Annotated in this window: 21 protein-coding genes and 1 tRNA gene; 8 read left to right on the forward strand and 14 right to left on the reverse strand. The window is 72.1% G+C overall.

Annotated features, from left to right (window positions below):
• Window positions 1-6: 6 nt before the first annotated feature.
• Window positions 7-1,071 carry a LacI family DNA-binding transcriptional regulator gene (locus EWH70_RS24365; RefSeq protein WP_165436393.1) on the reverse strand — a complete coding sequence of 355 codons (1,065 nt, stop codon included), beginning with the start codon at window positions 1,069-1,071 and terminating at the stop codon, window positions 7-9.
• 120 nt (window positions 1,072-1,191) lie between these two features.
• Here EWH70_RS24365 and EWH70_RS24370 point away from each other — a divergent pair, with 120 nt between their 5' ends.
• The 3 genes from EWH70_RS24370 (at window position 1,192) to EWH70_RS24380 (ending at window position 3,318) form a co-directional block, all read left to right on the forward strand.
• A complete protein-coding gene (locus tag EWH70_RS24370; RefSeq protein ID WP_240687198.1) occupies window positions 1,192-2,244 on the forward strand; it encodes a LacI family DNA-binding transcriptional regulator in 1,053 nt (350 codons plus the stop codon).
• Between the two features lie 374 nt (window positions 2,245-2,618).
• A complete protein-coding gene (locus EWH70_RS24375; protein ID WP_130477809.1) occupies window positions 2,619-2,840 on the forward strand; it encodes a hypothetical protein in 222 nt (73 codons plus the stop codon).
• A gap of 100 nt (window positions 2,841-2,940) precedes the next feature.
• Complete coding sequence (locus EWH70_RS24380; protein ID WP_130477810.1) at window positions 2,941-3,318, forward strand: hypothetical protein; 378 nt, start codon at window positions 2,941-2,943, stop codon at window positions 3,316-3,318.
• Window positions 3,319-3,430: 112 nt separating this feature from the next.
• Here EWH70_RS24380 and EWH70_RS24385 read toward each other — a convergent pair.
• From EWH70_RS24385 to EWH70_RS24400, 4 genes are all read right to left on the reverse strand, one after another.
• Window positions 3,431-3,504, reverse strand: a tRNA-Leu gene (locus EWH70_RS24385).
• A 73-nt stretch (window positions 3,505-3,577) separates the two neighbouring features.
• Entirely contained in the window at window positions 3,578-4,243 is a 666-nt protein-coding gene (locus EWH70_RS24390) for a response regulator transcription factor (RefSeq protein ID WP_130477811.1), read from the reverse strand.
• Window positions 4,240-5,391, reverse strand: coding sequence for a DUF418 domain-containing protein (locus tag EWH70_RS24395; protein WP_240687199.1), 1,152 nt, complete (start codon window positions 5,389-5,391; stop codon window positions 4,240-4,242). Before EWH70_RS24395 ends, EWH70_RS24390 begins: the two co-directional genes overlap by 4 nt.
• A 126-nt stretch (window positions 5,392-5,517) precedes the next feature.
• Window positions 5,518-6,759, reverse strand: coding sequence for a sensor histidine kinase (locus tag EWH70_RS24400; protein ID WP_130477812.1), 1,242 nt, complete (start codon window positions 6,757-6,759; stop codon window positions 5,518-5,520).
• A gap of 118 nt (window positions 6,760-6,877) precedes the next feature.
• Between EWH70_RS24400 and EWH70_RS24405 the strand changes: the two genes are divergently transcribed.
• Complete coding sequence (locus EWH70_RS24405; protein WP_130477813.1) at window positions 6,878-7,120, forward strand: hypothetical protein; 243 nt, start codon at window positions 6,878-6,880, stop codon at window positions 7,118-7,120.
• Between the two features lie 13 nt (window positions 7,121-7,133).
• Here EWH70_RS24405 and EWH70_RS24410 read toward each other — a convergent pair whose 3' ends face one another.
• The 5 genes from EWH70_RS24410 to EWH70_RS24430 all read right to left on the reverse strand — a co-directional run bounded on the left by EWH70_RS24410 (window position 7,134) and on the right by EWH70_RS24430 (window position 10,563).
• Complete coding sequence (locus EWH70_RS24410; protein ID WP_130477814.1) at window positions 7,134-8,357, reverse strand: cytochrome P450; 1,224 nt, start codon at window positions 8,355-8,357, stop codon at window positions 7,134-7,136.
• Entirely contained in the window at window positions 8,350-8,670 is a 321-nt protein-coding gene (locus EWH70_RS24415) for a DMT family transporter (protein ID WP_130477815.1), read from the reverse strand. The genes EWH70_RS24410 and EWH70_RS24415 overlap by 8 nt, the downstream gene beginning before the upstream one ends.
• Window positions 8,671-8,672: 2 nt before the next feature.
• A complete protein-coding gene (locus EWH70_RS24420; protein ID WP_130477816.1) occupies window positions 8,673-9,011 on the reverse strand; it encodes a DMT family transporter in 339 nt (112 codons plus the stop codon).
• Window positions 9,008-9,553 (reverse strand): TetR/AcrR family transcriptional regulator, encoded by a 546-nt coding sequence (locus EWH70_RS24425; protein ID WP_130477817.1) that lies wholly within the window; start codon window positions 9,551-9,553, stop codon window positions 9,008-9,010. Before EWH70_RS24425 ends, EWH70_RS24420 begins: the two co-directional genes overlap by 4 nt.
• A gap of 110 nt (window positions 9,554-9,663) precedes the next feature.
• Window positions 9,664-10,563, reverse strand: coding sequence for an arginase family protein (locus EWH70_RS24430; RefSeq protein ID WP_130477818.1), 900 nt, complete (start codon window positions 10,561-10,563; stop codon window positions 9,664-9,666).
• 114 nt (window positions 10,564-10,677) lie between these two features.
• Here EWH70_RS24430 and EWH70_RS24435 point away from each other — a divergent pair, with 114 nt between their 5' ends.
• Window positions 10,678-11,700: a glycosyl hydrolase family 18 protein gene (locus EWH70_RS24435; RefSeq protein WP_205669234.1), complete on the forward strand. Its 1,023-nt coding sequence runs from the start codon at window positions 10,678-10,680 to the stop codon at window positions 11,698-11,700.
• A 139-nt stretch (window positions 11,701-11,839) separates the two neighbouring features.
• Window positions 11,840-13,237 (forward strand): alpha/beta hydrolase, encoded by a 1,398-nt coding sequence (locus tag EWH70_RS24440; RefSeq protein WP_130477819.1) that lies wholly within the window; start codon window positions 11,840-11,842, stop codon window positions 13,235-13,237.
• On the opposite strand, the gene EWH70_RS24445 is transcribed toward EWH70_RS24440, so the two are convergent.
• From EWH70_RS24445 to EWH70_RS24455, 3 genes are read right to left on the reverse strand one after another with little or no spacing between them, the layout of a single operon-like run.
• Window positions 13,227-14,240 carry a hypothetical protein gene (locus EWH70_RS24445; RefSeq protein ID WP_130477820.1) on the reverse strand — a complete coding sequence of 338 codons (1,014 nt, stop codon included), beginning with the start codon at window positions 14,238-14,240 and terminating at the stop codon, window positions 13,227-13,229. The genes EWH70_RS24440 and EWH70_RS24445 overlap by 11 nt on opposite strands.
• A complete protein-coding gene (locus EWH70_RS24450) occupies window positions 14,237-14,749 on the reverse strand; it encodes a SigE family RNA polymerase sigma factor (RefSeq protein WP_130477821.1) in 513 nt (170 codons plus the stop codon). The genes EWH70_RS24445 and EWH70_RS24450 overlap by 4 nt, the downstream gene beginning before the upstream one ends.
• Entirely contained in the window at window positions 14,739-15,875 is a 1,137-nt protein-coding gene (locus EWH70_RS24455) for a glycosyltransferase 87 family protein (RefSeq protein ID WP_130477822.1), read from the reverse strand. The genes EWH70_RS24450 and EWH70_RS24455 overlap by 11 nt, the downstream gene beginning before the upstream one ends.
• A gap of 75 nt (window positions 15,876-15,950) precedes the next feature.
• On the opposite strand from EWH70_RS24455, the gene EWH70_RS24460 reads away from it, so the two are divergent.
• On the forward strand, window positions 15,951-16,373 hold the full coding sequence (locus tag EWH70_RS24460) for an SRPBCC family protein (protein ID WP_130477823.1): 423 nt from the start codon (window positions 15,951-15,953) through the stop codon (window positions 16,371-16,373).
• Here EWH70_RS24460 and EWH70_RS24465 read toward each other — a convergent pair.
• Window positions 16,345-16,953, reverse strand: a complete 609-nt coding sequence (locus tag EWH70_RS24465) for a cysteine hydrolase family protein (RefSeq protein ID WP_130477824.1) — start codon at window positions 16,951-16,953, stop codon at window positions 16,345-16,347. The two genes, EWH70_RS24460 and EWH70_RS24465, sit on opposite strands and share 29 nt — an antisense overlap.
• 37 nt (window positions 16,954-16,990) lie before the next feature.
• Between EWH70_RS24465 and ligD the strand changes: the two genes are divergently transcribed.
• A complete protein-coding gene (ligD, locus tag EWH70_RS24470) occupies window positions 16,991-17,968 on the forward strand; it encodes a non-homologous end-joining DNA ligase (RefSeq protein WP_240687200.1) in 978 nt (325 codons plus the stop codon).
• Window positions 17,969-17,970: the final 2 nt, after the last annotated feature.

Raw genomic sequence — 17,970 nt, forward strand, 5'->3', positions numbered from 1 at the left:
GGGGCCTCAGCCGGCTGCCGGCCCGCCGGGGAAGGCGTGCGGGGCCGCACGGCCGGCGAGGCGCAGGCTGTCGCGGACCACGAGGCGTCCGCCGACGCGGAGCCTGCCGGTCTCGCCGTCCGCGTCCAGCGCACGGGCGATCGCTTCGGCGCCGACCTGGCCGAACGGCAGGGCCAGCGTGGTCAGCCTGGGCGTGACGTCCGCGGCGAGCGGTATGTCGTCGAACCCGACCACCGACACCTCATCCGGCACCTGGACACCGGCCGAGTTCAGCGCGGCGAGCGCCCCGATCGCCACGACGTCGTTCATTCCGAGAACGACGTCGGGACGCTCCTTCTCCCCGATCAGCCCTGTCATCGCGTCGAACCCGCCCTGCCGGCTGCGCTCGCAGGCGACCGTGCGAATTCTGGAGGTCGCCGAAAGGCCCTCCGTGAAACCGGCGACCCGCTCCTGTCCTGCCGGGTTGCCAGGGGGCCCGGCCAGGATCACCACGTGTTCGTGTCCCTGCTCCGCGACGAACCGGCCGACGGTGCGTGCCGCGCCGCGGTTGTCGAACCCGATGGAGGTGAACGGCAGGTCGGTGTCACCGACCATCACCACCCGGCCGCCGTCCTCCACGTAGGACCGTAGCGCCTCCAGCAGCTTGCCCCCGAGTGCCGACGCGTCGACCCGGCCGGAGGTCAGCACGAGCGCCCGGTGCCGTAACGCCCGGGACACCTCCACCGCGCGTAACTGCCCCTCCTCCGTGCCGCCGGTCGAGGACACGGTCACGTACGATCCGGCCGCCCGCGCAGCACGCTCCATGGCGGCGACAACCAGGGCTATCGTCGGCGTGGTGAGGTCATCGGCCAGCAACGCCACGGCATCGCTGCCCCGCCGCATCGCGCGGGCCGACGCGTCGGCGACGTAACGCAGTTCCGCCGCCGCCGCGAGCACCCGCTCGCGGTACTCGGGGCCGACCAGGCGGCCACTGTCGCCCAGCACGCGTGAGGCAGTCGCCACCGACACGCCCGCACGACGGGCCACGTCGTGCAACGTGACGGTCGGCCGGGCACGGCGAGGCACAGACACCGCTCCTTTCCCACGCCGCCCCTGCCGGGCCGCTGCCCGGACCTTATTCCGCCGGGCACTCCACCTCAAGCGCACCGGCATGGTCCCCTCCTCCGGTACCACCATGAGACGATGCGTTGTGTGGTCACGGACATTCCCGGCGGAGAGGCGAAGGGACGCAAGGCCGGTTCACGCGTCACCCTCCACGACGTCGCACGCGAGGCCGGAGTGTCCTATGCAACCGCTTCCCGGGCCGTCCACCCCGGCACCAGGAAGGTCAAGGAGGCCGCCCGGAACCGGGTGCTCGCGGCAGCGGCGAAGCTGAACTACACGCCCAACCTCCCGGCGCAGGCCGTCGCACGCGGTTCCACGATGACGGTGGCGCTGGTCGTCGGTGATGTGGTCGATCCGTACTTCTCGTCCCTCGCCGCCGGCGCCCGGCGGGCCGCGGACGACGCCGGGCTGACCCTGACGATGGCCGTGACCGGTGGCGACCCCGCACGCGAACTCGAGATCGTGCGCCATCTGCGAGGACAACGCCCGCAGGCGATCGTCGTGACCGGCAGCAGGCTCACCGCAGGCTTGCATCAGGATGAACTGATCGACGAACTGCGCACCTTCGAGCGGACCGGCGGCCGGGTCGTGCTGATCAGCCAGCCCGAACTGCCCTTTCCCACCATCGCCCTGCAGAACCGGGACGGGAGCCGCCGCCTCGCCGCGGCTATCAAGCGCCTCGGCTATCGCCGGCCCGCAGTGCTCCGGGGGCCGCTCCAGCAGCGAACCTCGCAGGAACGGCTGGACGGCGTCGCCGACGAATACGAACTCGCCCCCGCACACGTCATCGAGGCGGCGTTCACCCGCGACGGCGGCTACGCGGCCATGCGCACGCTGATCGAGCGCGGCCTCGGCGACATCGACGTGATCGTCGCTCTCAACGACGTCATGGCGATCGGCGCGATGTCCGCGCTCCGCGACGCGGGTATCGTGCCCGGTCGTCAGATCGGCGTCGCCGGCTTCGACGACCTTCCCACGGCCTCCGATGTCATCCCCACGCTCACCACCGTGGCCGCTCCCCTCACCGTGATGGGCGCGCGGGCCGTCCAACTAGCCCTCACGGACGCGGCCACGTCCGGCCCCGAGAAGGTCACCACCGAGGTCGTCATCCGGGACAGCACCCCACCGCGACCTGCGTAGCGACCTCCGGACGGATCGCACGGCACCGGTCAGCCGACCACGGCGATCACACGGCGACCAGGTGGTTCGCGAACACGAAGGGACCCATGGGCGGCTTCGGTACTATGGCTTGAGAGGCGCCACCGACATGTCGGCTGACCGGCGCAGTCCGCTGCCGACGCGGAGCCTCTGGCGCTTACGCCCTCCCCCTGATTTGGAGGAGCGCGATAGTGAGTACCGAACACCCTTCGACAGGGCGTGGAGCACTTGAGCACGTCCAGCCGCCCATAGTCGGCTACGAGTCGAAGCGGATGTTCTCGAACACAAATCCCATCTTCCCCACGCCAGTACCGCATCTCCATTCCCTGACTGCCGACCCGTCGACGGTGTTTGACATGGCCCGCGTCGACGCGTCAGGCCGCTTCTCCAGCAAAGACGTCGTCGAACACCCGGACTGGCCGCATGATCACCGGTTCGACATCCACGTCGTGCAGGACACCGCTCTTCTCATCCCTGCCCGTCCGGCCAACACCGGGTCTCGCGACACCATCTCATCGGTATCCCAGAACGGGTTCGGCGCATCCTCGGGGTTCAGCCGAGCCACAAGGTGTTACTGATCGGGTTTCCCGAGCACAGGATTCTCCTCGTTCAGGGGCACCGAATCCTCAACGCGATGGCGGTGCGCTACTTCAGGTCGTCCACAGGGCGGGGAGGCTAATGGCCGCGCAGCGGCGGGAGCCGCTCTCACATGGAGCTTCGAGCGCCGAACTGGAAGCCGCACGAGTGCTGCTGAACAAGCTGGGGGTGTCGCCGGCAGCCCTCATTGGCGACCGCGATCACAAACCTGACCGGATCCCGACCTTCGCCGAATACATCCCGAACGTCTTCGACGCCATCAGTGCGTCGCCGGGTCGCCTGCTCGGCACCTGCCTCGCCGTGATCGAGGACGCCTGGGGCCATCGTCGGCTCGACGAACCCACCGTAACCGACCCCTGCAAACCAAGAACCGAGCGCGTTCACGCCCCGGAGCGACGGCGCTCAGCTTCCCGACTTCGGTGCGATGGTGTTGATCTTGCCCCACGTACCCAGCGGTAGTGGTGGTCGAGCCATGGGCCCTCCTCTGTCAAAGGGGAGGGTTTTGTGTGGTTCTGCAGCGATCCTACCCGACCCGAGCGCCGCAGACAGCGCTCTGACCAGGCGTTTCGAGTGCCCCGAGTGAGACTCGAACTCACACTGGACGGTTTTTGAGACCGCTGCCTCTGCCGATTGGGCTACCGGGGCCACCACGTGCTGTGATCGTGGAAACCCGATGCTAGCAAGCTCCGCACCTGGGGCGTTCGACGGCCCGGCAGCGCTACCCGGCGGCGCCGACGTCGTGGGCCAGGAGGGCGAGCTGCACGCGATTGTTGGCCTCCACCTTGGCCAGCGCGCGGGAGACGTAGGTCTTCACCGTGGCCAGGCTCATGTGCAGGTCCTTGCTGATGTCCGCATTGGACTTCCCCATCGCGATGGCGAGCGCCACCTCACGTTCGCGTTCGGTCAGCCTGGCGAACAACGTACGGGCGCGGTCGCCCGCGGTCCGCTGCCCGGTCGCCACATGGGTCACCAGGCGCTTGGTCACCGTGGGAGACAGCATCGCCTCGCCACGCGCGACCAGTTCGATCGCACGCACGATGTCACCCGGCGGCGTGTCCTTGACCAGGAAACCGCTGGCCCCGGCACGCAGCGCGCGCAGCACGTGCTCGTCCGCGTCGAAGGTGGTCAGGATGATCACCTCGGGCGCACCGGGCCGCGAGCGGAGCAGCTCGGTCATGCGCAGTCCGTCGACGCGCTGCATCCGGATGTCCATCAGCACCACGTCGGGCTTCTGCTTGCTCACCGCGTCCGGCACCTCGCCGCCGTCCCTGGCCTCGCCGACGACCTCGATGCCCTGCGCTCCGGCCAGGATCATGGTCAGCCCGCTGAGCACCATGGGATCGTCGTCGACCAGCAGCACCCGGATCGGCGCGGAATCGCTCATGTACCCATCGTAGTCGCGGCGTCCTTACGCCTGGGCGCGTTCTGTGCCCAGGTCCAGAACAGCTCCACCGGGCCCCTGCTGAAGTGTCGCAGCCAGACGACGGCGAACACCGTCAGCACCGCCGAGAGCACGAACCACGCGGCGATCACCCACCAGGGCCGGTATCCCGCCAGCGTCACCGCCAGGCCGAGGCCCCAGCCGTAGGCCAGCGCCGAGCCGAGCAGGTTCTGCAGGATGTAACCGGTCAGCGCCGTCTTGCCGACGGCGGTGAGCCCGCGGCGCAGCACGCCGTGCCTGCCGGGCAGCCGGAGCACCACCGTGACGGCCAGCGCCAGGATGCCGGCGGCCACCATCGGCGCGAACACGTACCGGCTGACGGCGCTGTTGTCCTGGACCAGCGTCATCGCGAAGTTGAGCGGCAGACCGAGCCCCAGGCCGAGGATCATCATCCGGCGGCGCAGCACGCCACCACGCTCGTCGTCGGTGAACACACCTGCCCGCCAGATCCGGACACCGGCCAGGAACAGCGAGATCGCCATCGGGATCATGAAGATCGACTCGGCGCGGTAGACGAACCACAGGTCGATCCGGCTCAGGACCTGCTCCCACCAGGTGCCGTCGGCGAACAGGCCGGGACGGCTGACCGCGATGTTGCCCTGGCCGGTCGCCGTCAGCGCGATGCCGGCCGCCAGCACCAGGTGCAGGCAGCCCGTCCCGTACATCCAGCCGTTGATCACCCGGGTGCTCCTGCCGACCAGGAAGGCCACCACCACCGACGCCACCGCGTAGCCCATCAGCACGTCGAACTCGAAGATCAGCAGGTAGTGCACCAGTCCTTCGACGAACAGCAGCGTGGCCCGCCAGAGGTAACGGCCGGGCCAGGCGGCGCCCCTGCGCACCGCCGACCGGTACTGGATCTCCAGCCCCACGCCGAACAGGATCGTCAGCAGGGAGATGAACTTGCCGTTGGCGAGGAAGCCGAGAAACGCCTCCACCGAGTGGGCCAGCGAATCGTAGGGCGGGGAAGCCGGCCCCCGGGAAGGTCCTTCCGGATTCCCGAACAACCAGATGTTGGTCGCGAGCGATCCCAGGATCGCGATCCCACGCAGCACGTCGAGAGCCTCGACGCGCCGCTCAGCTGCTGCCACCGCGTGGCCTCCCGGCTGGTCGACTCCGTCATTCACCTGGAGGTTATGAACGGGCGTCCCGGCCGGCAGTCAACTTCCGGCTGTGATCGGCCGGTGTGCCGTCCACTTTGGTGGACGGCCATGCGGTCATTCCCGCCAGGGCAGCCACACCTCGACGGCGAACCCACCGTCGCCGGTACCGCCGGCGTGAAACCGTCCCTCCGCGAGCGCGGTGCGTTCCTCCAGCCCGATCAGCCCGGTTCCGCTCCCCCGCGCCCACGACGCCGGACCCGCCCCGCCGCGGGTGTTGCGCACGCTGATGTCCATCCCCTCGCCCGGTTCGCCGGTGATCCGCACCCGCACGGCCGAGCCGGGCGCGTGCTTGGCGGCGTTGGTCAGCGCCTCCTGCACCACGCGGTAGGCGGTCCTGCCGGAACTCCCGCCGACCTCGGCGAACCGCGCCGGGTCGAACTCGGCGATCACCTCGATCCCCGCCTCCGCGGCCTCCGCGATCAGCGCCGGAAGGCCGGCCATGGACGGCCGGCTGAGCAGCCCGCCGTCGAACTCGTCGTGGTCACCGCGCTGCCGCAGAACGCCGATCGCGCCACGCAGCTCGATCATCGCCTGGTGCGCGCTGGTGCGGATCAGCGCCAGTGTGCGGTCGATCGTCTCGCGGTCGAGGTCCTTGCGGAACTCCAGCGCGCCGGCGTGCAGGCTGACCATGGAGATCCGGTGCGCCACGATGTCGTGCATCTCCCTGGCGATGCGGGTGCGCTCGGCCCGGCGAGCCTGGTCGGCGCGGGCCAGAGCGTCTTCCTCCGTGCGGCGGGCCTTGTCCCGCAGCGAGTCCAGCAGCCGGCGTCGCACGCCGATGAACATGCCCCACGACGACAGCGCCGTGGTGATCAGCGCCGCCATCAGCAGCCTGGTCAGGGTCAGCTCCTGACCCCACACCTGGTAGTACAGCGCCGCCGTGACGGTGTGCGCCACGGTGAGCGCGACGGTCATCCACACCGAGGCGTGGACCGCCACGGTGAAGATGGCGATCGAGGTCGACACGATCGCCAGCGGGGAGATCAGGCCGATCGGCAGCATGATCAACGCGACCGGCACCGGCCACTGCCGGCGCACCCAGAGCAGGGCGCAACTGGCCACGCCGAGCACCACGCTGACCACCTCGAGCGGACCGGCGCCGGCGTTCTGGGCGGCGAACCACACGATCAGCGGAACCGCCCAGGCGACGGCCAGCGCGACACAGCCGACGTCGGCCACCCAGTCGCGTGCCGACCGCCCCGACGAGCCGGCGGGTTGCTCGTACACCCGCGCCCGGTCGAGCTCACTGAGCCAGACGAAGGCGGCCCGGGCCGCCCGTCCCACGATCGCCCCCATTCCCCCAGCCTAGACACGAAGCCTGCTTTCGGCGGCGAACTGTCAACCATCGACCGACACGGCAGTGGCGGCGGATCGCCAGGCTGTGGGTCTCACCCAGCAATCGGAGGACGAGAACATGGACGCACCACCACCGCCACCCGCCGACGGTCAGGGTGGCGCCAACATCGCCCAGTCGGTCGCCGCGTTCGCCGGGATCTACCTGGGGGTCATTCCGCTGATCTTCAAGCTGACCGGTGCCACGACCACCGAGTTGCTGCTCACCCTGCGGCTGCCGGACCCGTGGGCGCTGGTCATGGCCATCGTCGCCACCGTGGTGTCCGCGGCGGCGTTCGTCGCGCTCTCGGTGCGCCGGCACTGACCGGCCAGGGAACTCAGGCGGCGACCGGCAGGGTTTCCAGGCCACGCAGCGACATCGCGCGGTACCGGGCCTTGCCGGCGCCGGTGAGGCCGGGCATGCGCTGAGCCAGCGCGCGGAAGACGATCTCGCCCTCCAGCCGCGCCAGCGGTGCGCCGAGACAGTAGTGCGGGCCCGCCGCGAACGCGAGGTGGTCGACCGGCCGCTCCCGTTCGATGTCGAACCGGTCGGGATCGGTGAACACCTCGGGATCGCGGCCGGTGGCACCGAGGAAGACGTAGAGTTCCTCGCCCGCCGCGATCCGCCTGCCGCCGAGTTCCACTTCGGACTGTGCGAAACGCACCGTGGCCTGGGCAGGGGACTCGTACCGCAGCGTCTCCTCCACGACGTTGCCCGCCAGCTCCGGGTCGTCGCGCAGCAGCTCCCACTGGCCGGGGTTGTGCAGCAGGGCCTGCGTGCCGTTGCCGATCAGGTTGACCGTGGTCTCGAAGCCCGCGATCAGCAGGATCCGGCACAGCGCCAGCACCTCGTGCGGCGCGATGCGGGTCTGCTCGAGGTCCGCGGCCAGCGTGCTGATGACGTCCTCGCCGGGATCGGCCGCCCGCTGCCGCAGCAGCCTGGCGAACAGCCCGTCCAGTTCCCTGGTCGCGTGGGCGACCTGCCTGGCGTGGGCCCGCGACCGGACGCCGTCCAGCGAGCCGGCGACGACCTGGCCGTAGCGGCGGAAGGTGCCCGCGTCCTCGTCCGGGATGCCCAGCAGGTCGGCGATCACGGCGACCGGCAGCGGCAGGGCGAGGTCGGCGATCAGGTCGAACCGGCCCGCGCGCAGCGCCTCGCCGAGCAGCCGGTCGGTGACCCGCTCGATGTTGCCGCGGTAGCTTGCCATCCTTTTCGGACTGAACGCGGGCAGGGCGAGCTTGCGGACCCGGCCGTGGTCGGGCGGGTCGAGGGCGAGCAGGGAGTAGTCGTACTCCGCGCCGGGGTGGTAGCCCAGTTCCGCGGTGTCGTCGCGTTCGTAGGGCGTGTCGCGGACGCCGAACCGGCGGTCGCGCAGGATCCTGCCCGCGGCCTCGTGCCCGACCACCGACCAGACGCCCACCGGACTGCGCGACACCGGGCCTCGCTCCCGCAGCCGCCGGTAGAGCGGGTAGGGGTCGCGCAGCCCGCCGGGCAGTTGCAGGCGGCAGAACGGGTCGCGGCCGATCCGGGCGTGCGCCCACAGGCGCAGGTAGCTAACCATGGCCCAGCTCGATCATCAGGACGCCGCCGACGATCAGCGCGATCCCGGCCATCATCGGCGGGGTGAGCGGGTCGCGGAAGAACGCCCGGCCGAGCACGGCGGTGAGCGCGACGCCGGACGCGGCCCAGATCCCGTAGGCGACACCGACGCCCATTCCCATCCCCAGCACGGCGCCGAGCAGCGCGAACGAGGCGGCGTACCCGAGCACCACCGGGAGGATCCACGCCCTGCGGGTGAACCCGTCGGACGCCTTCATGGACAGGGTCGCCGTCGTCTCCAGCCCGATGGCGGCGACCAGCAGCAGCCACACCACGTTCAGCCACCTCCCGCGCGCTGCGCGCCGAACTCGACCAGCAGCACCCCGCCGATGACGAGCACGATGCCCAGGCCGATGACCCAGGTGAGCGAGTCGCCGAAGAGCACCGCGCCGCCCACCGCGGTCAGCGCCACGCCCGACGCGGCCCAGATCCCGTAGGCGACGCCCACCGGCATGCCCAGCCGCAGCACCCGCGCCACGGCGGCGAAGGCGCCCGCGTACCCGGCGACGACCGCGACCAGCCACCACGGGCGGGTGAAGCCCTCCGACGCCCGCAGCGACAGGGTGGCAACCACCTCCAGCGCGATCGCGCCGGTCAGCAGCGTCCACCTGTTCATCGCCGGTCACCCCGCGCCAGCAGGCCGATCCGCCGCAGGACGGCCGCCCGCATCCGGGTGCCGATGCCGCTGGTGCCGGTGGCCTCGGCGAACCACAGCCCGTCGGCCGCCAGCCGGGCGACCACCCGGTCCACCGCCGCGTCGTCCACAGTGGACTTCGGCTCGGCGACCCAGCGGTCGAGCATGGCGCGCCACGGGGCGAGCAGTGCCTCGTTGTGCAGCGAGTCGACCAGGATCTCCATGTCCGCCCTGCTCGCGGAGGCACCGGCGAACACCTGCGTGTAGGCGCGGACCCGCTCACCGGGCGTGGCCTCGTCGAACGGCTTGCCCAGCTCGCGCAGCATCGCCTCCTCCCAGCCGCCGATGATGTGCTCGACCACCGCGAGCATCAGCGCGTCCTTGCCCGCGAAGTGGTAGATCAGCCCGCCCTTGCTCAGCCCCGCCTCCTGCGCGGCCGCCTCCAGCGTCAGGCTGCCCACCCCGTCCCGCTCGGCCAGCCGCACCGCGGCGTCCAGAATGGCCGTCCTCGAACTCGGTCTCATGGGCGTAACTGTACCGACCGGTTGGTGCAGTTACAAGCGCGGTGACAGCCGGATGCTCGTGAAGGCCACCTTCACCACGTGTGACGTAATGAAGGTGGCCTTCACGAGCGTCAGGCGCGGGTCAGGGCCTCCACCAGGAGGTCGGCGAGGGTGGCGGCGAGGCGGCCGTCCGGGTCGAGGTCGGGATCGAAGATGCCCACGTGCATGCCGACGCAGCCGGGCGCGGCGACCAGCGTCGCCAGCAGCTCGGTGAACTCCGGCCCGTCGAGGCCGCCGGGGTCGGGGCTGTCGACGGCGGGCATGATCGCCGGGTCGAGGATGTCGACGTCCAGGTGCAGCCAGAAACCGTCCAACCCGGCCAGGTGCTCGACACCCGCCCTGGCCGCCCGCGCCGGCCCCTCCGCCCGCAGCCTGGCGGTCTCCCACACCGGAATCCCGGCCGCACGCAGCTCTTCGAGGAAGGCGTCGTCGTCACGCACGCCGTAGACGACCGCGTCGGTGTCGCGCACGTACGGCCCGCGGCCCTCCAGGTCGGTCAGGTCGGCCTGGCCGCGGCCGGTGACCAGCGCCAGCGCCTCCCCGCCCGCGGCACCGACCGGGCCGACGGCGCCGACGTTGCCGGGGTGCCGGAAGTCGCCGTGCCCGTCCAGGTAGGCCACGCCGTAGCGGCCCCGGCGCGCCAGCGCCAGTGCCGGGCCGAGCAGGATGCTGCACTCCCCGCCCAGCACCACCGGGAACTCCCCGGCGTCCAGCAGCGCCTCCACCCGGCCGGCGAGCACGCGGCTGTAGCCGGCGATGGCGGCGGCGTTGAACACCCCGTCACCGGGCTGCCAGCCCCCTCGGTCGTAGCGCGGCGGCGTGACGCAGCCGGCGTCGCGCGCGCCCAGCCGGGTCAGCAGTCCCTGGTCCCGCAGCGCACCGGCGAGCTTGTAGCAGCCGGGCACCAGACCGTCACCTGGCGGGCGCAGGCCGAGGTTGGACGGCGCGTCGAGGATGGCAAGCGATCGCATTCCCCGACCCTAACTTTTGTTGGGTATTACCCAAAGTCGCTGATGACTTGGTGAAAGACATGAAGTAAGTTCAAGACCGCCGCCGCCACCCCGCCCAGTGAAGGGATCGTGTCGATGAGGACACCTGCGATGGCCGGCGTCAACGGGAACTCGCCCCGCCTGGCCTCCGCCCGCCGTGTCCGGTGGGCCGCCGCGGGCCTGGCCGTGGCCACCGCGCTGGCCACGCTGACCGGAACCGCGGCGACGGCCGCACCGGCTCCGGCCGCCGACCTGCCCGCCGGCTTCCGCAGCGTCGGCTACATGCCGTCGTGGTCGGGCAGCGTCAACTCCATCCAGTACCGCAAGCTCACCCACATCAACTACGCGTTCGTGCTGCCCAACGCCAACGGCTCCCTGCAGGCCGTTCCCGACCCGAACAAGCTGCGCTCGCTGGTGTCGCAGGGCCACGCCAACGGCGTCAAGGTGTCGCTGGCCGTCGGTGGCTGGAACGACGGCAACGACTCGGCGTTCGAGGCCCTGGCCGCCAACGCGAACAGCCGGACCACCTTCGTCAACGCACTGGTCAACGTCGTGAACCAGTACAACCTCGACGGGGTGGACATCGACTGGGAGTACCCGGATCCCGGGCAGTCGGCGAACAACTTCACCGCGCTGATGCGGCAGCTGAGCACCGCCATGCACAGCAGGGGCAAGCTGCTGACCGCCGCGGTGGTCTCCGGCGGCGGCACGGCCAACGGCGTGCAGCCCGCGGTGTTCGGCCTGGTCGACTTCCTCAACATCATGGCCTACGACGGCGGCAGCCCGCACGCCAACTACGACTGGTCGATCGCCTCGGTCAACGGCTGGAAGCAGCGCGGCCTGCCGGCGAACAAGGCCGTGCTGGGCGTGCCGTTCTACAGCAGGCCCGGCTACCAGACCTACGCCCAGCTGGTCGCCCAGAACCCGGCCAACGCCAACCGCGACTGCGTCACCGTGAGCGGCACCCAGCAGTGCTACAACGGCATCCCCACGATCAAGCGCAAGACCCAGTGGGCCAGGGCGAACGCCGGCGGCATCATGAACTGGGAGCTGTCCCAGGACGCCTCCGGCGCCAACTCGCTGGTCAGCGCGATCTACACCGCCGCGGGCGGCAGCTGACCGACGCACCGGACATGGCCGCTCGCACCCGCGCGAGCGGCCATGTTCTTTATCTACACAACTCCGGTGGTACCGGCGGGCCGTGTCTAGGGTCACAGCGGTCGGCGCGACGAGGCGCCCTGCTGCGAGGAGGTCGACGGTGACCCGACTACGTGCGGCACTGGTCTGCGTGGCGAGCGCGGTCCTGCTGGCCGGGCTCACGCCCGCGGCGGCCGCCGGCGGTGGCGGCCCCTCCCCCGCGGACTGCCCGGAGAAGCTGCCCGCGGGCACCCGCTGCTTCGGCGGCAAGGACGCCGCGGGCGCCTACTACCTGATCGCGTTTCCCCGGTCCTGGAACGGAACGCTGGTCATGCACGCCCACGGCGGGCCCGACCTCGGGGCCGCCTCGCCGGAACGCACCAGCGAGGACCTGAGCCGCTGGGCGGTCATGGTCGACCAGGGCTACGCCTGGGCGGGCAGCTCCTACCGGCGGGGCGGCTACGGCACCCGCATGGGCGCCGAGGACACCGAGAACCTGCGCAGGCTGTTCGGCTCGGCGTTCGGCACACCCCGCCGGACACTGCTGCACGGGCAGTCCTGGGGCGGCAACATCGCCGCCAAGACCGCCGAGCTGTACGGGCGCCACTACGCGGGCGTGCTGCTCACCAACGGTGCCGTCGCGGGCGGCACCCGGGGTTACAACCACCGGGTCGACCTGCGGGTGGTGTACCAGTACTACTGCCGCAACCACCCGCGGCCGGACGAACCGCAGTATCCACTGTGGACGGGCCTGCCCGCGGACTCGGCGATGACCACTGCCGACCTGCGGGCGCGGCTGCAGGAGTGCACCGGCTACCAGTCACCGCCCGAGCGGCGCACGGCCGTCCAGCAGCGCAACCTCAGCGACATCCTCGCGGTGACCCGCATCCCGGAACGCACGCTGGCCTCGCACCTGCAGTTCGCCACGTTCACCTTCCGGGACATGGTGGGAACGCGGCTGGGCGGGCGCAACCCGTTCAGCAACGTCGGCGTGCGCTACACCGGCTCCCACGACGACGCCGCGCTCAACCGCGGCGTGGCCCGGTTCGCGGCCGACCCGGCCGCCCGCCGCGACCTCGCCTACGACAGCGACCTGACCGGCGAGGTGCCGATCCCGGTGCTGAGCCTGCACGCCATCGACGACCCGACCGTGTTCGTCGAGCAGGAGTCGGCCTACCGGGCGACGCTGCGGGCGACCGGCCGGTCCGGGCTGCTGGTCCAGACGTTCACCAGGGAACGCGAGCACAGCGCGCTCAGCCCGTCCGGTTACGCCGCCGCCGTCGACGCGTTGCAGCGGTGGATCGACACCGGCCGGGCGCCGACGCCGGCGTCGGTGGCCGCCGCCTGCCCGGCCTTCGACGCCCGCTACGGCACCGGCTGCCACTTCGACCCCGGCTACCGGCCTGCCGCCTTCGAGGACCGGGTGGCGCCCCGGCCGGGGCAGCGGCACTGGCCGGCGATGAGCGGCCTGGAGTCGTGGCTGTGGAGTCACATCCCCGGTGTGGGCATCAAGCCCTGACCGGGTTCGCCGTCCAGGACGCCGGGTCCGCCGGGTCGGGTACCAGCTCGACCGCGGCGGCCAGGTCCTGGACCACGCCGGGCCCGCCGTAGCCGGCGAGGTCGCCGGGCGGATCGGCCCGCGCGGTCACCGACAGACCCGCGCCGACCCCGAAGACGGTGAACGAGTCGGGCTGGGCCGACACCGCGTGCCCGGCGAGTTCGCCGGTCTGCGGGAGCTTCTCCCCCGGGACGAGTCCACTCCGGACGCCGACGGCGAGTGCGCGCACCGGCTCACCGGGCGGGTCGATCCGCTCACCGGTGGCGTAGAGCAGGACGGGGGCCTCGCCGTCCTGGCCCCGGATCCCGACCGGCCGCAGCCCGCCGCCGGGGGCGGGCACGGTGAACGGGAACCGCGGCCGCTCGCCGCCGGGTGCGACGCTCTCGGCCACCCGCCGCGCCCTGGCGTCCAGGTCGCCGAACGGGCCGTCGAGCACGACATAGCCCCAGGCGCCGGGCTGCCACTCCCAGGCCATGGTCACGACGTCGCCCTGGTGCCGGTAGTACACCGGCGACGGGCCCTGCCCGCCCCTGGTGATCCCGTCCCAGACGAAGCCGTTGCCCGGCGACGGTCCGCGGCCCCGCGCGTAGACGGTGACCGTGCCGCCGCCCACCCCGGACCGCTCCAGGCCGAGCTGGACGGTCTGCCGGTACCGCCCGGTCTCGTAACCGACCGGCGTGTAGCCACCGGCCGATCCGACGACGAGTGCCCGCTGGAACGGGTCGAACTCGCCGAAGCCCGCGGGGGTGACGTCCTCGGGGGCCGATGAGCCACGGAACAGTCCCGGCACCAGGACACCGGCCAGGACCACCAGCACGGCGGCGATCCCGCCGGCGGCGATGCGGGCGCGGCGGCGCGCACGCCCGGCACGCACCGCCGCCTCGACGTCCACAGTGGATTTTTCAGGCGGGGAGACCCGCAGCGGCGCCAGCAGTTCCGCCAGCTCGCGGTCGTGGTCGGTCACCGGTGCACCTCCGTCCATTCCGGCACCCGCGCGCCGAGCAGGTCACGCAGCCGCCGTAGCCCGTGCCGGGTCTGGCCTTTCACACTCGCCTCCGAGCAGCCGACGGCCCTGGCGACCTCGGCCACCGGCAGGTCGCTGAGGAACCGCAGGACCAGGACCGCCCGCTGTTTCGGCGGCAGCCGGTCCAGTGCCGCGCGCAGCACCTGCCGGGTCTCGACGTCCGGCCGCTCGCCCGCGGCCTGCGGCAGCTCGGCGGGCCCGCCCACCAGCCGCACCGCCGCCCACCGGCGGCGCTGCTCGTTGAGGAACGTGCGCACGACGATCCGCCTGCAGTAGGCGTCCAGGTCGCCTGCCCGGCGCGCCCGCCACCAGTGCAGGTACAGCCGGGTGATGGCGACCTGGACGACGTCGTCGGCGCGGTGCGCGTCGCCGCACAGGCCCAGGGCGATCGCCCGCAGCCGGGGCAGCTGCCCGGTCACGTAGGCGGTGAACTCGCGCTCAGTGCTCACCGGCGTGTCTCCTGCCGAGCCAGGCCGCGCCGGCGAGCGCGGCGAGACCGGTGAGCAGGTAGGCGTTGCCTGCGAGGTGCTGCCACGGCGCCCAGGCCAGTTCCCGGTGCTCCGCCGAGGGCAGCCAGGACTGCGGTGGCAGCACGAACACCGGCGCCGCCGCGACCCACCGGGAGCGGCGGGTGATCAGGACCAGCGCGGCAGGCACCACCCACACCCAGTGATGGGACCAGGAGATCGGCGAGAGCACCAGCGCGGCCGTCGCGTTGACCAGCAGCGCCTCCGGCGGGTCCAGCCGTCGCATGGCGGTGACGGCCGCCCAGGCCACCCCCGCCGCCAGCACCAGGGTGACGGCCAGGTGTGCCGCGGGCGGCAGGTCCAGCCGGGCCAGTGCCCCCGGTATCCCCTGGTTGGTGACGAACGGCGAGCCGCTGAGCCCGGACGCGGTGAACAGCTCGCCGAACCAGTACCGCGCCGAGGCCTCCGGCGCGGCCAGCACGCCGGCCAGCACCGTCGCGGCGACCGTGGCCGCCGCCGTCGCGACGGCGCGGAAGTCCTTGCGCAGCAGGAAGAACAGCAGGAACGCGGCCGGGGTGATCTTGATCGCGACGGCGAGGCCGACCAGCAGGCCACGTGGCCACCGGGTGCGCGGCAGCAGGCAGTCCGCGACCACCATGGCCATCAGCCAGAGGTTGACCTGGCCGAACCCCAGCGTGGACCGGACCGGTTCGCACAGCAGCGCCACCGGGACCGCGGCCGCGAGCGGCCCGGCAGGGGCGGCGGGCCACAGCCGGCGCGCCACGACATGGCAGGTCAGCGCCAGCGCGGCGACCGACGCCAGCGTCACCAGCGCCGCGGCCACCGGCCAGGGCAGCGCGGCCAGCGGGGCGAGCACCAGCGCGGCGAACGGCGGGTAGATGAACGGCAGCCAGATCCCCGCCGTGGTGGCGGCCAGCTCGCCGTAGAGGTCCGCGCCGGAGAACAACGCGGCGACGCCGAAGCGGTAGACCTGCAGGTCGATCGCCGCGAGCCCGCCGGTGACCGCGAGAACGGCCACGATCACCGCCGACACGGCCGCGGAGGCCACGACCAGGGCACGCGGCCGTGCGGCCAGCTGAACACTCATGCCCCAGGGACACGGCCCGGCCCGGCCGCGGATACGTGATCCGGGTCACAGGCTGGACGCCGTACAGTCCGGCCCATGCGACACGAGGTGGTCACGACCGTCCAGGCGCCGGCCGAGCTGGTCTGGCGCACGATCAGCACCGTCGAACGGTGGCCCGAGTGGACCCCGACGATGCGGGAGGTGACCCGCGCCGACACCGGTGAGCTGCGGGTGGGCAGCACCGCCGAGGTCCACCAGCCCGGCCAGCCGGTCCGCACCTGGACGGTCACCGAACTGGAGCCCGGCCGGTCGTTCACCTGGACCACGACGGGCCCGGGCCTGCGCCTGTCCGCCGATCACAGCCTGTCCGGCGACGGCTCCGGCGTGGTGGTGACGCTGGGGTTCACCGTCACCGGGATCCTGGCGCCGCTGACCGGCCTGCTCGCCGGGCGCACCATCCGGCGGGCCGTCGAGACCGAGGCGGCCTCGCTCAGGACGTGGTGCGAAGAGCGGTCCTGACCTCCTCGGCGGTCAGGCAGCCCGCGGTGGTCAGCTCCAGGTTGGCCAGCGACACCGCGTGGGTCTCCGGCGTCGCGGCGGCACAGCAGTCCGACACCGGGTGCACGGTGAAGCCGAGGTCGGTGGCGTGCCGGCAGGTCTGCTCCACGGTGAGGTTGGTGGCCACGCCGGTGACCAGCAGGGTGTCGATCCCCCTGGCGGTCAGCCACTCCGGCAGGTCGTTACCGGCCAGGCCGGACAGCTTCTGGTTGTCGACCACCCGCGTGGCCGTGCCGTCCATCGGCTCGATGATCCGCGAGCCGGTCCCGTCCGGGTGAAACGCGGCGCGGCCGGCCTCGACCGACCGCATGAACGCCGTGTTGCCCACCAGCGCGCCGCCGTCGTCGGGGACGGTGAACCGGGTGAACACGAGCGGGACACCGGCCTCGCTCATCCGCTGGTGGAACCGGGTGGCGCGGCCGACGACGCCGTCGCGGGCGACCGGTTCGGCCAGCAGCGGCCCGAAGAAGCCGCCGGGCTCGATGACGTTGTGCTGCCAGTGCAGTGCCAGGACGGCGGCACGGTGGGGACTGATCGACATCCCGGCATCCTGTCACGCACCGGGTTAGGCTTCGCCGGTGTCCACTCCGGAACCGATCGCCCCGATGCTCGCCTCCGACGGCAAGCCGCCGACGGGCGAGTGGGGTTACGAGTTCAAGTGGGACGGTTTCCGGGCCTGCATGACCGTCGCCGCCGACGGCACCACCCGGCTGCACAGCAGGCTGGGCAACGACATCACCGGCAAGTACCCGGAACTGGCCGGGGTGCTCGCCGGGACGCTGGGCGGCAAACCGGCGATCCTCGACGGTGAGCTGGTCGCGCTCGACGCCGAGGGCAGGCCCGAGTTCAACCTCATGCAGACCCGCCACCAGCAGGGCCCCAGCCCGGCGCTGGTGGCCCGGACACCGGTGACCTACTTCGTGTTCGACCTGCTGCGGCTGGGCGAGGAGACGCTGCTGGCCGCGCCGTACGAGCACCGCAGGGCACGGCTGGAGGAACTGGACATCGCCGACTCGCGGCAGCTGGTGCTGCCGCCGTGGTTCAGCGGCCACGACGTCGACCCGGACGACCTGCTCGCGGTGGTCCGGCAGCGGCGGCTGGAGGGCATCGTCGCCAAGCGGCTGTCCTCGCCGTACCAGCCGGGGCGGCGCTCGCCGCACTGGGTCAAGTACGCGCTGACGTCGAAGCAGGAAGTGGTGATCGGCGGCTGGCGGCCCGGTGAGGGGCGCCGCTCGGGTGGCCTGGGCGCGCTGCTGCTGGGCGCGTACGACACCGACGGCAGCCTGGTCTACATCGGCGACGTCGGCACCGGGTTCACCGACCGGGCACTGGACGACCTGCTGGCCAGGCTGGCGCCGCTGGCGCGGCGGACCAGCCCGTTCGGCACCGAGGTGCCCCGGGACCGGGCGCGGCTGGCGCGCTGGGTCGAACCGGAGCTGGTCGGCGAGGTCGAGTACCGCCACTTCACCAAGGACCAGCGGCTGCGGCACACCGCCTGGCGCGGCCTGCGGCACGACAAGACGCCGGCCGACGCCGTGGTGCCCGCGCCCAGCTGAGG

The sequence above is a fragment of the Amycolatopsis suaedae genome (assembly GCF_004214935.1).
Lineage (GTDB): Bacteria > Actinomycetota > Actinomycetes > Mycobacteriales > Pseudonocardiaceae > Amycolatopsis > Amycolatopsis suaedae.

Coding starts and splice junctions, on each gene's coding strand:
- EWH70_RS24375 (WP_130477809.1), top strand. CDS start 2,619: ATGGCCCGCGTCGACGCGTCAGGCCGCTTCTCCAGCAAAGACGTCGTC.
- EWH70_RS24380 (WP_130477810.1), top strand. CDS start 2,941: ATGGCCGCGCAGCGGCGGGAGCCGCTCTCACATGGAGCTTCGAGCGCC.
- EWH70_RS24390 (WP_130477811.1), bottom strand. CDS start 4,243: ATGAGCGATTCCGCGCCGATCCGGGTGCTGCTGGTCGACGACGATCCC.
- EWH70_RS24400 (WP_130477812.1), bottom strand. CDS start 6,759: ATGGGGGCGATCGTGGGACGGGCGGCCCGGGCCGCCTTCGTCTGGCTC.
- EWH70_RS24405 (WP_130477813.1), top strand. CDS start 6,878: ATGGACGCACCACCACCGCCACCCGCCGACGGTCAGGGTGGCGCCAAC.
- EWH70_RS24410 (WP_130477814.1), bottom strand. CDS start 8,357: ATGGTTAGCTACCTGCGCCTGTGGGCGCACGCCCGGATCGGCCGCGAC.
- EWH70_RS24420 (WP_130477816.1), bottom strand. CDS start 9,011: ATGAACAGGTGGACGCTGCTGACCGGCGCGATCGCGCTGGAGGTGGTT.
- EWH70_RS24425 (WP_130477817.1), bottom strand. CDS start 9,553: ATGAGACCGAGTTCGAGGACGGCCATTCTGGACGCCGCGGTGCGGCTG.
- EWH70_RS24430 (WP_130477818.1), bottom strand. CDS start 10,563: ATGCGATCGCTTGCCATCCTCGACGCGCCGTCCAACCTCGGCCTGCGC.
- EWH70_RS24435 (WP_205669234.1), top strand. CDS start 10,678: ATGAGGACACCTGCGATGGCCGGCGTCAACGGGAACTCGCCCCGCCTG.
- EWH70_RS24455 (WP_130477822.1), bottom strand. CDS start 15,875: ATGAGTGTTCAGCTGGCCGCACGGCCGCGTGCCCTGGTCGTGGCCTCC.
- EWH70_RS24460 (WP_130477823.1), top strand. CDS start 15,951: ATGCGACACGAGGTGGTCACGACCGTCCAGGCGCCGGCCGAGCTGGTC.
- EWH70_RS24465 (WP_130477824.1), bottom strand. CDS start 16,953: ATGTCGATCAGTCCCCACCGTGCCGCCGTCCTGGCACTGCACTGGCAG.